The organism is Bacillus sp. 3G2, from assembly GCF_044324725.1.
In the GTDB taxonomy this organism is placed as follows: domain Bacteria; phylum Bacillota; class Bacilli; order Bacillales; family Bacillaceae_G; genus Bacillus_A; species Bacillus_A mobilis.
Genome location: NZ_CP172246.1, coordinates 2421881 through 2434623, shown reverse-complemented (window position 1 = coordinate 2434623; position 12743 = coordinate 2421881). Strand labels below are relative to the sequence as shown.

Sequence of the window (12743 nt, the reverse complement as noted above, 5' to 3'; positions counted from 1 at the left end):
ACGTTAAAGCGCCTTGATCTGCTTCGTAAGCTCCATAAACCGTTCGTCCAGTTCTTTATATTCTTTGTCTTTAGAAGTTAAAAAGCTTAATTTACCTAATACTTCTTGTCTCTCTGTTTCTAGCGTTAAACGTAGCTCTTCAATTTCATCTCTTGTTTTCGTAGGTTCTTCGAGCTGCTTTTGTATCGTATTGTTTACAAACACAAGTTTTACGTTAGTTGTTTTCTCCAGAAAATATCGATCGTGAGAAACGATAATGAGTGTTCCGTTATACTCAGCTAATGTATTTTCAAGCTGTTCACGTGAAGGTAGATCAAGGTGATTCGTTGGTTCGTCTAAAATAAGTACATCTTTTTCATCTAAAATATAAGCCATGAGCTTACATTTCACTCTTTCCCCCATACTCATATACTCAATTGGCTCTTTCCATTGAGAAGCTTGGAACCCTAAATGTTTCATTAAATTTTGGACTTTTCCTCTTTCTTCAAATGTCTCTTTATAAAATAAATCTTCTGGTGTTTTATCAAGCGGTAAATCAAATACTTCTTGTGTTAAATATCCAATGTTTGCTGATGGTGAAATCCATACTTCTCCTTCGGTAGTTTCTGTTCCCATAATCATCTTCAGTAAAGTTGTTTTCCCGCTACCGTTTGGTCCAATAGTCGCAACCTTTTCACCGTGCTGAATTGTAAAATTAACGTTTTCAAATAATGTGCGATTATTAAATTCTTTCCGCAGTTGTTTTACTTCTAAGAAACGTTTTCCTACTTTTTTACTCGCTTGAATAGAAAATTCAACTGAATAATCCTCTTTCACACGTTCTACTTTCGTTTTCTCCAGCTCTTTTTCAAGACGCTTTCGTTTCGATTTAACTTGCGCGTCCATTCGCTTCGCCTTTACACGATAAAATTCTTTAACTCCTTCTTGTTTTGTAGACTGCGCATGTGCCTTTTGTGACCATGAACTTAATTCTTTTATATGTGTTTCTACTTGTTCTATCTTTTTTTGTTGTTTTTCATATTCACGCTGCTGCGTCATTCTTTTATGCTCACGTGCTTTCATATAACTCGTATAATTCCCGCTATGGTCAATTAATTTCTTATCCTCAATTGACCATATTCTTGTTGCGACAACATCTAAAAAGTATCGATCATGCGATACGACGATAACTGTACCTTTCATATTTTTGATTTGTTTTATGAGAAATTCCGTACTCATCTCATCTAAATGATTTGTCGGTTCGTCTAAAATTAAGACATTAGGATTTTCAGCAAATCCTTTTGCTAATCGAACTTTTAGCTTTTCACCACCACTTAAAGTTAGAAAATCGTTCGTTGGCACGCCCCATTTTGCAAGAAGTTCAGCTTCTTTTGCAATCATATCCTTACTAACAAAAGATTCTTTTTCTTGTTCAACATATGCTGTTGTCATATTCATTTGCATCCATTCAACAGTACCTTTTGAAGGTTCAATCTTGCCATTAATTAATTGAAGTAAAGTTGATTTACCAGCACCGTTTTTACCAATTAATCCGATAACATCCCCTTGTCTTACTGTCACATTCATTTTCTCTAACAAAGTGTTTTCCATTATTTCAACATAAGCATCATTTAATTTTAATAGTTCTTTCATAGTACCGATCCCTTTCATTAAGGGAGAATAAAAAAATCCTCCCAAATAAATTTGGCAGGATTAGTCGTAAAAATATTTATACCCAAATAAGCTATTGCGCAACATAAATAGCAATACCTTTGTATGGAAATTGGGCAGACTAATCCTATTTTTTAGAAATTGAAATGTATTGAATTTCAACATTTAAAAATAAGATTAGTTAATCATCGTCCACCCATCATTCCTTTCCGTCGTTAGTAACCATATTGTACCATGATAGTACTGTATGAGTAAATGCAATTATATGTGCTATTATTATGATTGCTTTCTTCTATGTCTATTTATCATTTCTTAGCTTCAAATTGAACAAGCATACTTTATTTTTAGATTCCCCTAATAATAACCTTCTAAACACTCCCTCTTATATAATTTTTATATAACTGTATGATTAATTTTATATTATACATACTACATTTCAGTTTTTATAATAAAGTTATCATTTTTAAGGAGGGATTCTCCAATGGAATTTAGCAAACTAGGAAACAGTGGATTAACAGTAAGTAAGATTGCATACGGTAACTGGATAAACCATGGTGGAAAAGTAAATGAAGATACTGCAAATGAATGTGTGAAAGCCGCATTAGATGTTGGAATTACAACGTTCGATACTGCAGATGTTTATTCGGACACTATTGCCGAGGAGATACTTGGTCGTTCTTTGAAAGGAATACGCCGAGAAAGTATAGAACTTTGTACAAAAGTATGCCATCCGACCGGACCTGGGAAAAATGATCGAGGTTTATCACGAAAACATATTATAGAAAATTGTAATGCATCGTTACAACGGCTACATACAGACTACATTGATGTATATTATGCACATCGATTCGATACAACAACACCTCTTGAAGAAACGATGGTAGCTTTCTCAGATCTTGTAAGACAAGGTAAAATTCTTTATTTAGGCGTTAGTGAATGGACATCGGAGCAAATTACACGCGGTGCAGCACTTGCCCGAGAATTGAACATCCCTCTTATTGCTAGCCAGCCTCAATATTCGATGTTGTGGCGAGTTATCGAAACGGATGTAATACCTACATGCCAACGTGAAGGACTCGGTCAAATTGTTTGGTCTCCCCTCGCACAAGGCATTCTCACTGGAAAGTATCAACCGGGCAAACCAATCCCTACCCAATCACGAGCTAATTCAGATGCGGGAAAACTGTTTTTTAACAAACTCGTACAACGTTGGATGAGTGATAATGTACTTAATGCTATACAAAAACTTAATCCTATTGCACAAGAAAATCATCTCACCCTACCTCAACTTGCAGTTGCTTGGGTACTACAAAATCCAGCTGTTTCCTCTGCTATTATTGGCGCTTCCAATCCGGAGCAAATAAGAGAAAATGTAATTGCTTCTAGTGTTACATTTTCACCTGAAATTATGGGGCAAATTGATAGTGTCCTAAAAGGTTTCATTGAGTATGATCCAAGTAAAACAGGTTAAATCATCAGTGACTGAACAATAAATATAGTACCTTTCCAAATTCACTACTGCCCATCCATTCAAGATGGGCCTTTACTTTTCAAATTCAAATTGCGAACTCTTATAAATCTCTCTAACAACTGCTAAGAAATTCTCGAGCACGACAGACTTTTCATCTTGTCTCCACCCAGCGTATAAATTTATCTCCGGTGTATGTTCCTGAATGTCTTTATACATGACTCCCGATTTTTTATAACTTTCCACCGAAGATGGAACGACAGAAATCCCCATTCCTGCTGCAACTAAATTAACAATCGTCTGCATTTGAATTGCTTCTTGAACAATATTTAAACTCACTCCATGTTCCCAAAAGTAACTAATAATTAAATCATAAAAGTTACTACCGAAATGACGAGGAAATAAAACAAATGGTTCATCTACTAGTTCTTTAATAGAAATATTAGGTAACGAAACTAATGGGTGGTCTTCATATAAAACCAATTTTAAACGTTCTTTGGAACAAACTTCGGAATACAATATTTCATTATTCTGCTTAGAACGAATAAATCCAATATGAATTTGTTTTTCATAGAGTGCCTTTATTTGTTGGTCTGTTGTCATCTCGCGTAATATAAGCTGAATTTTAGGAAACCGCTCTCGAAAGGTTTTTAATATGTTTATAACCGTTTCTGTAGAATCGACAAAACCGATGATTAAATGCCCGATCTTCCCTTCATCCGCGAGCTGTGTTTCTTTAATAGTTCTATCGACTTGAAGTAACGTTTGTCGCGCACCTTCTAAAAAGATTTTACCAGCATCGGTAAGCTCAACCATTCTTTTTGTCCTGTGAAGAAGTTGAACACCTAATTCTTCTTCCAACTTTCGAATTTCTTGACTTAAAGGCGGTTGTGCCATCATAAGACGTTCTGCTGCACGACTAAAGTTTAATTCTTCTGCCACCGTTATGAAATATTTCATTTTTCGAATATCCATTACAATCCCCCCAACATTCACAACTAGCAAAAAGCCCTCCTTCTAATAAATTGTAAATAAAAACAGGAGGAAACTTTATCAATCCCTTTTCGTTTCTTTTTTATCATAAATCATTTCATAAAAATACGAGAAATTTATACTAAATTGAATTACATGTTTTGGGAAATTTCATTACTTTCATATATTATTTGATTTACCATTTGGTTGAGTAACGAGTACTTGATATTTTATTCACCTAATAATAAAAACAATAAGTGGTTATTCGTTACCCAATAACAACTTATTGTTTTTCGATAAATTTTTATTGATTCCCCCCTTACAATAAGCTATTATATGTTTGTAGAAAATTTTAATGTAAGGATTGAATTTATGGACAGGACATTAAAAATCACAAAGTTAAATATGTTTTTAAGGATTTTTCTCATCCCGATTATAGTAGGGATTATTGTTGGTATACTAACTAAATTGGGGCAAGGTATACTTCCAGGACATTGGAATTCATTAGCTAATCTAGGAAGCGTTTGGTTAATTCCATCCTTTTTTGTGGCTAGCTTTAGTTATTCTAAGCGTACAGCTATAGTTTCTGGTATCCTTGCACTACTCGGTATGATATTAGGCTATTATGGTTATGCAATAGTTATTACAAATGTAGCTCACTCTATTTATTTTATATCTGTATGGATTGTATGTGCATTTATAGGAGGAACTATCTTTGGAATTGCAGGTTTTCTATGGAAAGATACTACAAATCCACTTCATAAATTCGGAAGCGCACTTATTAGTGGCGTTTTTGTAACGGATGGACTTCACATTCTTTTAAATTTTGAAGACTATAATCACATGTTACCTGTTGGATATACCGAAGTGATAGTCGGGATTATCTTGATTCTTGTATTAGAACGCTCTAATGCTAATCGAATTTCTTCTTTCTTAATGATGGTCCCTATCACTATTTTAGGATTAATTGGATATAAACTATTAAGTTTGTTTACTTAATTACAATACTGTATCATGAAAAAACAAAAGACAAATTCTATTATAATCTACAAACATATCACGAATTCGAACATTATACTTATTAATGTTGATACACTTATTCATAGGATGGATTCATAAAGCTATCTCTTTCAAAGGGATGGCTTTTTTCTTACAAAAATATTTATCAGCTTTTTATTAAATACTTCTAATTTAACAATCGTATTTATTAGTGTGTCATCATACATGCTAAGATGACCTTTTACCATTTCATATAATCACTATAAAATAAGGCTAAAAAACTTATCTCCAAAGTTCTTTAGCCTAGATCACTTATTTACACATTAAAAAATATAATACGTACAACGGTACCTTTACCAACTTCTGAATGGATTTCTACACTATGTCCTAATTGTTTCGTAATTTCATATACAAGATATAGTCCCATTCCAGTTGATTCTTTAAAATCTCTACCATTTTCTCCTGTAAAGAAAGGCTTAAACACCCTTGGTACATCTTGCTTCGGAATTCCTACACCACTATCGATAATTTCAAGTATGACGTTATTACCTTCCTTACGAGCATTTACTTTAATTTTCTCTCTACTACCTGACGAATATTTAATCGCATTTGATAGTATTTGTCCAATTAAAAATTGTAACCATTTCGCATCACTTTCTACAGTTATATCCTTATCAATTTTAAGCTCAGGATATACAAAATTCCGGATAAAGAAGCGTTTATGTTCATGCACGGAATCATTCACTATTTTATGTAGTTGTACTTTTTCCACATAAAAATCTTGCGTAAATGCCTCTAAACGTGCAACATACAGAGCCATCTCTAATCCCTTTTTCAGCCTATCTGTTTCCTCATTAATACTTTCAAACCGTGGATCGACTTCATCTTGTGTAATTAATTCTATTACAGATAAAGGTGTTTTCATTTGATGTATCCACTGGTTCATAAAGGTTAAATGATCATTATTTTTTCTCTCTTGTATTTGCAGCTGATTTTGATAATGTCGATATTGCACCTCAAGTAAGTCCTGAAGCGCAGTAGATAAAACTGCAAAATCTGATTTTTGAACAGAATCATCCAAAGAATGCAACGGATTTGCTAATCTTTCATAGAACGTACGATGAGTAAAGTAACGAAATACTAAATAACTCACCATAAAAAAGACACCTAAAAACATTGCATATAATGCCGTTGCAATATGGTTATGCCCATCAAACCAATATACAAGAAATATGGCTAGTAGTTGGATTGCTGTAAAACAAATAAGTGGTATATGATCTCGAATAAACAATCTTATCATTTTTCCATACCGGTATCCCAAGTAATATGTAATCTATAACCGACACTACGAATCGTTTCAATCGCATCTTCAATCTGTAACGTTTTTAACTTTTTACGAACACGAGTTGTATTTACGCTTAAAGTATTATCGTCAACATAAGATTCGCTATCCCATAATTTATTTAATAACACTTCTCTACCCACAACACGCGGATAATTTTTCATTAACATCTCTAATAAAATAGCTTCATTTCTTGTTATATCAATCTCTTGATTCTTAAGCTTTAATACAAGCCTTTCGGGATATAAACAAAGACCGTGTTGCTCAACCATCCGCTCTTCTACTTTCGGTGCATAATCTCCGTAAGCACGTCTTAAATGACTACGAATTTTAGCCATTACAACTTCGTAATGGAATGGCTTTGAAATAAAATCATCGCCACCGTTTTCAAGCGCCATAACTTGATCCATCGTGCCTTCACGAGCCGAAATAAATAGTATCGGACATGTAGAAACTCCGCGAATTTGACGACACCAATAGTAACCATCAAAACTTGGTAAATTAATATCTAATAAAACTAACTCTGGTTGTTCTTCTAAAAAAATGTTTAATACATTTTGAAAATCCGATACAATAATTCCTTCGTATCCATATTTCGCGACATGTGTTGATAATAGTTCTGCAATTTTCATATCGTCTTCTACAATCATAATTTTAACCATGTGATTACTCCTTTTTCGATCCACAATCTTATATTCAATTATATAAAATAAATACTACCTTTTTTTATATAATCCGTAAATCAAAAAAGGATACTTTTATACAACAGCATCCTTCTTCTATTATTTCTTATTTAATATAAAATTCACTCAAAGTAAATCCCAATTGCTCCACATAATTCATACCTAATTCCATCCGAGCAGTCTTCAGCGGATCCACAACTTGGCAAATTTTCAAATTACCTGCAGCAGATAATAAAAGCGTTGCATCAGCTTTAGACATTTCTAATTCTTCATGTAAAAATGTCACCATATTACGTACAGCGCGATTCGCTGCATCATCTAACAATTTCTCTGAAGCAATCGTCATTACTTTTTCTTTTTGGATAGCCATTGGTAGTGGCCATTTCTTTCCTTTTATAACTTGAACTGTTACAGTTACCTCACCAGCAACCTCTACTCCACTAACACCAATTTCACCATCACCCATAGCCGCGTGTAAATCACCTAATGCTAATAGAGCGCCAGGAACATTTACAGGTAATAGTAATGTTGTCCCTTCTTTTATTTCTTTACAGTCCATATTACCGCCGTGATCATGCGGAGTGCCACATGAAATACTCACTTCTTTTGGCGCAGTACCAATAACACCAATCATTGGATTAATCGGAATTTGTAGTTCATTTGAAAACAAAACATGTTCATTATGTATTGGGACAATTTTCACTGTATTTTCGTTTAAATCTTCACCCATTACGCCAAGATTCGTTCCTGTAGTTAAAACACCTTGCTCTGCGATTTTAATCTGTTCAATCGATACGACTAAAATATCACCGGGTTCTGCACCATTAATAAATACTGGACCAGTCGCTGGATTAATTCGGTTCCAATCTAATTCTTGAAACGCAACATCTTCAGAGTCAATTTGATTTTCAAAGCAATCATATGTTTCAAATACAAGACGACTCCCTACTTCTACTTCCATACAAGGCTGATTATCTGGTGACATTGCGTAAACGATATGTTCTTTATGAATGCGATTCATGTTATCTCTCCCTTTTTATATTACTCCACAATTATTAATTAGCTTTTTTCGTAAAAGCTCCTTTTAATATTTATTGATATTTACATATAGAAAAGCACATAGCTTATTTTCATACATACACTCTTTACTATAACAGGTAAAGAAAGGTGGTAGCACTATGCCCCTTATTCCATATAACGAAAGCGATGTTGATTTGCTAGCTCGATTAATTCGTGCTGAAGCTGAAGGAGAAGGTCGACAAGGTGAACAACTTGTTGGCTGCGTAGTAGTAAATCGTGTATTTTGTGATTGCTTAGACTTTAAACAACTTCGATCTGTACGTGATGCAGTATATCAAAGTCCCGGTGGATTTGAAGCAGTGCAATACGGATATTTTTATCAGCGTGCTCGCGAATCAGAAAAAGATATCGCAAGAAAAGTTTTACAAGGTGAATGGCGCTGGCCAGCACGATGGGCTCTTTGGTATTTTCGTCCAACTGGAGCTTGTCCACCTGAATGGTATAACCAACCGTTTGCAGGGCAATTTAAAAGTCATTGTTTTTATGAACCTCGTGGTGATGAATGTCCAAAAATGTATTCACGATAGCAAAATTTGAAACGCAAGTACTTAAATCTCTGAGTACTTGCGTTTCTTTTAGATTGTTTAGAAATCTAATAATGCGATGAACTTTTCAACTCCCACAACATGTATTAATAACGGTATACGTGGGCCGCTAGACTGATTCATAATGAGCCTATATATAATCAAAAACAATTGTTTTTGATTTTCTTTCATTATTTTTTTATTTTCATGATGACAAATTGAATACAAATTTTCCATTAAGTTAGAGTAATCTTTATTAGAACGAAGTATTTTGCAAACTTCTACTAACCATTCTTTCTGTCTTTCATCTAATGTGTTGTAAAACTCTGTATTTCTCTCTAGATTTACTGCAATTAATTTTTCAGATTGAAAGTTTCTTATCCAATACTCTGCGCGGTTACATATCGCTATCATAGCATCTAATGTATAACTTCTATCTATTTTTTCTAATGTATCTTGTAAAATAGATGAATCAAAATTTAATAGTGGTAACGTTCCTGCTACTTGGTTAAATTTCGGATATTCTTTAAACCCACTATCAACTCTAGAGAGTTTAATTGCATCAAATAAATCTTCATTTTTGAGCATTTTATTCTCATAACTATCTTTCAATCGTTCATATTCTGTATAATTGCGAATCACATCTTCATCAAGACCGATATGAAAAGCTGCGTTTGGTCTATATTTAGCAAACATGAAAAGAATCACTTCTGGTAAATACACTTTTAACAACTCACTAGGTGTAATACTATTCCCTGAAGAACTAGACATTTTTTCGTGATGCCCTTTTATTCCTATGAAATCATACGCAACGTAATGAGGAGCTTCACGATTAAATATTTCTTTTGCGATTTCCTTGGATACATTATAACTACCCGTTTCCGATGAATGATCTCTTCCACCCGGTTCAAAAATAACATCCTCTATCATCCACCTCATCGGCCAATCGATTTTCCAATTCAGTTTCATTTTATTTGTATTTAATACTGATAATTCATTTTGATTTCCACATACACATTCATACTGAACTGATTTTAATACTTCATCAAAATATGTAATCGTTGTTGCATCTTTCCCGCATTTTTCACAATATAATGTAACTGGATAAAAGCTCTCTCGCTCTTCTTCACTACACTCTCCAGTTTTAAAACCCATTAAAATATCATATATTTCTTTTCTTTTATATAAAGACTCGAATATATTTTCGTTATACCTTCTGCTTCTATATTCAGCATGTTGATTTATGAATTCCACTTCAATTCCAAATGCTTGAAGAGATTTCTCAAACTCTTTTTCAAAATGCTCTGCATACGAATTATGACAGCCATATGGATCTGGAATATCACAGTACGGCATACCAATATATTTTGCAAAAGATGGATCAATATTTTTAGGAACTTTTCTAAATCTATCATAATCATCCCATGAGAATATAAAACGAGTCTTTTTCCCTAAATCTTGTAGTGCTCTTACCACGAAATACGTCGTTATTATTTCACGGAAGTTCCCGATATGAACAGAACCAGATGGACTTATTCCAGATGCGCAAACAAACGTTTCTTTGTTTGGATGTTTTCTAATTAATTCATGTGCTACTTCATACGCCCAATGCATATGTTACTCACCTCAATTATTATTTGTTTTCACATTTTCAAATTTATGCAATAAAAAAACTCCCACCCCCAAGATTATTCATCTTGAGGACGAGAGTTGTTAGCTTCGCGGTACCACCTCAGTTTGTTAATACGTCGCCATATTAACCTCTTCAGGTACGGCAAAATATGCTTATACCCTATCTCTATAACGGGAGAACCCGTCGCACCATCCCTAAACAAATTAGTTCCTTGCGCAGCTCCAAGTCTTTTTTCATTAAGATGTATACCGCTCTTTCTCAGCTACCAGAGCTCTCTGTACGTATTCTTTCTTAACTACTCTTCTCTTCTATGCCATTTTAAATATTAGTTTTTTCATATGATAATTTATAATACTTTTATTGTCAAACTTTTCCGAACTAAAATTCTATCTAAATAAATGCTTTATCGCTTCTAATTGAATTTTATGACTACATTCATCACAACAATATGTCCCTTTCGGTTTCTCTTTAAATCGCTTATATTTTTCGCTTCCTTCGTATACACGGAATATATTTTTACAAGAAAAGCAAACAATTTCATAAAACATCATATGCATTTTCCTCTCCATGTTTATACATTTTTTAATCACTTGAGAAAATCAGTTTTCCAAAGTACAAATCTTAATATCTTCTGACTAAAGGTTTACCTCTATTCTTATCGAATTATATAAATATCTTATAAAGCGAGGTGAACATCTTGATCAGTAATATAGAATTAGTTTTAGATGCTAAAGCAAGTTTAGCTGAAGGGCCATGTTGGAATGAAAATAAACAACTTTTATACTGGGTTGATATTATGGAGAAACAATTATGCATATTTAATCCTACTACTAATACAAACCGAGTAATCGCTCTTAATCAACAAATCGGCTGTGTTGTTCCATATTTAGAAGACGTACTACTCCTAGCTATGGAAAATGGCTTTTATTCTATTCATGTAAAAACAGAAAAACTGACACATATTTTTGACTCTGAACCACATTTATTTGAAAATCGTTTTAACGATGGAAAATGCGATCCAGCAGGACGTTTTTGGGCAGGCACTACAGATACATACGGTATTAATGCTGCAGGTTCCTTGTATTGTTTAAATAATAATTTAAGTGTCGAGAAAAAAATTGCATATGTAAATACATCAAATGGCATTGCTTGGTCACCTGATTATACAGACCTTTATTTTATTGATACACCTACTAAAAAAGTAGTTCGTTTTCATTATGATATAAGTACTGGAGAAATTCGTAATCCAAATGATGTAATCATTTTCCCTGAAAATGACGGTCTACCTGATGGTATGACAATAGACGAAGAAGGTTGTTTATGGATTGCACATTGGGGCGGTTCAAAGATTACTAGGTGGAACCCTTTAACTGGAGAGCAAATATTAAGTATCCCAATCCCAGCGTTATATGTAACCTCGTGTACATTTGGAGGGCCTAATTTAACAGATTTATATGTTACAACAGCCAGAACAAGAATGACAAATAACGAATTAAAACAATATCCACATGCTGGTGGTATTTTTCGAATTCAAACGAATATAAAAGGTTGTCCTACCCATTCATTTCGCAATAATAATATTGGAGCTGAAACTATATGAACCGTATCGATTACATAAGACACGAAGAAAAAAAATATCATGACCTTTGCTATGAACAATATGAACTATTCGAAACTGGCTCTTGGCTTTACAAACCGGTTAAAACAGTTATGGACTTAATGGAGTACTTTGAAGGACAAAATAACTTACAAGTGCTTGATCTCGGCTCTGGCGTTGGAAGAAATAGTATTCCAATTGCACAAAAGATACAAAATGGTAGTGGTACTGTTACTTGTGTGGACTTACTGGATTCCGCTTTAACAAAATTACAAACGTATAGTAAAGAACATGATGTATTTCAAGTCATACAAACAGAACAAGCAGCAATTGAAAACTACTACATCCAACCTGATACTTATGATTATATCGTTGCAGTTTCAAGTTTAGAGCATGTCAAATCAGAAGAAGATTTAAAAAACGTGCTCCACTCTATGAAAAAAGGTACAAAAGCTGGTGGTATCAATTGTTTCATTATTAACTCGAACATACAAGAAATAGACTTACATACGAATGAAAAATTAGATGCTTTAATTGAAATTAACCTTCCTACTGAAGATATGATATATCTATTAAAAAGCATTTATAAGGAATGGAAAGAAATTAAAGTTGAAGTAAAAGAATTAGTCTATAATATTGTTCGCGATGAAAGGCATATTCAATTAAATACAAATGCTATAACATTTGTTTTTCAGAAATAAAACTATAAAAGGTAAGGTTTTCCCCTCATATATTCATAGAAACACCCTTACCTTTCAATCATAAATTCTTTATAAAATTGCTTCGTTATTAGTT

General features: G+C 33.5%; 12 protein-coding genes and 1 other annotated feature. Of the genes, 5 read left to right on the top strand and 7 right to left on the bottom strand.

The genetic code is table 11. The features are described from left to right. Positions 1-3 precede the first annotated feature (3 nt). Positions 4-1632, bottom strand: coding sequence for a ribosomal protection-like ABC-F family protein (gene abc-f / locus ACHZK0_RS12385; protein ID WP_262743215.1), 1629 nt, complete (start codon positions 1630-1632; stop codon positions 4-6). A gap of 499 nt (positions 1633-2131) precedes the next feature. Between abc-f and ACHZK0_RS12380 the strand changes: the two genes are divergently transcribed. Next, positions 2132-3121 carry an aldo/keto reductase family protein gene (locus ACHZK0_RS12380; RefSeq protein ID WP_262743216.1) on the top strand — a complete coding sequence of 330 codons (990 nt, stop codon included), beginning with the start codon at positions 2132-2134 and terminating at the stop codon, positions 3119-3121. A gap of 72 nt (positions 3122-3193) precedes the next feature. Here the strand turns inward: ACHZK0_RS12380 and ACHZK0_RS12375 are convergent, their stop codons facing one another. Beyond that, a complete protein-coding gene (locus ACHZK0_RS12375; protein ID WP_098586684.1) occupies positions 3194-4093 on the bottom strand; it encodes a LysR family transcriptional regulator in 900 nt (299 codons plus the stop codon). A gap of 369 nt (positions 4094-4462) precedes the next feature. On the opposite strand from ACHZK0_RS12375, the gene ACHZK0_RS12370 reads away from it, so the two are divergent. After that, complete coding sequence (locus tag ACHZK0_RS12370; protein ID WP_262743217.1) at positions 4463-5089, top strand: DUF6518 family protein; 627 nt, start codon at positions 4463-4465, stop codon at positions 5087-5089. 316 nt (positions 5090-5405) lie between these two features. Here ACHZK0_RS12370 and ACHZK0_RS12365 read toward each other — a convergent pair whose 3' ends face one another. The 3 genes from ACHZK0_RS12365 to ACHZK0_RS12355 form a co-directional block, all read right to left on the bottom strand. Continuing rightward, the gene (locus ACHZK0_RS12365) at positions 5406-6389 is read right to left on the bottom strand and encodes a sensor histidine kinase (RefSeq protein WP_262743218.1); all 984 of its coding nucleotides are present in this window, start codon (positions 6387-6389) and stop codon (positions 5406-5408) included. After that, entirely contained in the window at positions 6386-7093 is a 708-nt protein-coding gene (locus tag ACHZK0_RS12360; RefSeq protein ID WP_061680220.1) for a response regulator transcription factor, read from the bottom strand. The genes ACHZK0_RS12365 and ACHZK0_RS12360 overlap by 4 nt, the downstream gene beginning before the upstream one ends. Positions 7094-7220: 127 nt before the next feature. Further along, positions 7221-8135 carry an acetamidase/formamidase family protein gene (locus tag ACHZK0_RS12355; RefSeq protein ID WP_395761619.1) on the bottom strand — a complete coding sequence of 305 codons (915 nt, stop codon included), beginning with the start codon at positions 8133-8135 and terminating at the stop codon, positions 7221-7223. Between the two features lie 157 nt (positions 8136-8292). Between ACHZK0_RS12355 and ACHZK0_RS12350 the strand changes: the two genes are divergently transcribed. Then, complete coding sequence (locus ACHZK0_RS12350) at positions 8293-8721, top strand: cell wall hydrolase (protein ID WP_048529870.1); 429 nt, start codon at positions 8293-8295, stop codon at positions 8719-8721. Between the two features lie 57 nt (positions 8722-8778). On the opposite strand, the gene lysS is transcribed toward ACHZK0_RS12350, so the two are convergent. Together lysS and ACHZK0_RS12340 are read right to left on the bottom strand one after the other, a co-directional pair. Then, the gene (gene lysS / locus ACHZK0_RS12345; protein WP_395761618.1) at positions 8779-10332 is read right to left on the bottom strand and encodes a lysine--tRNA ligase; all 1554 of its coding nucleotides are present in this window, start codon (positions 10330-10332) and stop codon (positions 8779-8781) included. Between the two features lie 82 nt (positions 10333-10414). Continuing rightward, positions 10415-10671 (bottom strand) — a binding site (T-box leader). 66 nt (positions 10672-10737) lie between these two features. Then, a complete protein-coding gene (locus ACHZK0_RS12340) occupies positions 10738-10908 on the bottom strand; it encodes a DUF2197 domain-containing protein (protein WP_064774857.1) in 171 nt (56 codons plus the stop codon). A 140-nt stretch (positions 10909-11048) separates the two neighbouring features. On the opposite strand from ACHZK0_RS12340, the gene ACHZK0_RS12335 reads away from it, so the two are divergent. Next, complete coding sequence (locus ACHZK0_RS12335; RefSeq protein WP_395761617.1) at positions 11049-11951, top strand: SMP-30/gluconolactonase/LRE family protein; 903 nt, start codon at positions 11049-11051, stop codon at positions 11949-11951. Beyond that, positions 11948-12649, top strand: coding sequence for a class I SAM-dependent methyltransferase (locus ACHZK0_RS12330; protein WP_395761616.1), 702 nt, complete (start codon positions 11948-11950; stop codon positions 12647-12649). Before ACHZK0_RS12335 ends, ACHZK0_RS12330 begins: the two co-directional genes overlap by 4 nt. Positions 12650-12743: the final 94 nt, after the last annotated feature.

Excerpts from the sequence above, each read along its gene's own strand:
- abc-f (WP_262743215.1), bottom strand. The coding sequence starts at position 1,632 with ATGAAAGAACTATTAAAATTAAATGATGCTTATGTTGAAATAATGGAA.
- ACHZK0_RS12380 (WP_262743216.1), top strand. The coding sequence starts at position 2,132 with ATGGAATTTAGCAAACTAGGAAACAGTGGATTAACAGTAAGTAAGATT.
- ACHZK0_RS12375 (WP_098586684.1), bottom strand. The coding sequence starts at position 4,093 with ATGGATATTCGAAAAATGAAATATTTCATAACGGTGGCAGAAGAATTA.
- ACHZK0_RS12370 (WP_262743217.1), top strand. The coding sequence starts at position 4,463 with ATGGACAGGACATTAAAAATCACAAAGTTAAATATGTTTTTAAGGATT.
- ACHZK0_RS12365 (WP_262743218.1), bottom strand. The coding sequence starts at position 6,389 with ATGATAAGATTGTTTATTCGAGATCATATACCACTTATTTGTTTTACA.
- ACHZK0_RS12360 (WP_061680220.1), bottom strand. The coding sequence starts at position 7,093 with ATGGTTAAAATTATGATTGTAGAAGACGATATGAAAATTGCAGAACTA.
- ACHZK0_RS12355 (WP_395761619.1), bottom strand. The coding sequence starts at position 8,135 with ATGAATCGCATTCATAAAGAACATATCGTTTACGCAATGTCACCAGAT.
- ACHZK0_RS12350 (WP_048529870.1), top strand. The coding sequence starts at position 8,293 with ATGCCCCTTATTCCATATAACGAAAGCGATGTTGATTTGCTAGCTCGA.
- lysS (WP_395761618.1), bottom strand. The coding sequence starts at position 10,332 with ATGCATTGGGCGTATGAAGTAGCACATGAATTAATTAGAAAACATCCA.
- ACHZK0_RS12340 (WP_064774857.1), bottom strand. The coding sequence starts at position 10,908 with ATGCATATGATGTTTTATGAAATTGTTTGCTTTTCTTGTAAAAATATA.
- ACHZK0_RS12330 (WP_395761616.1), top strand. The coding sequence starts at position 11,948 with ATGAACCGTATCGATTACATAAGACACGAAGAAAAAAAATATCATGAC.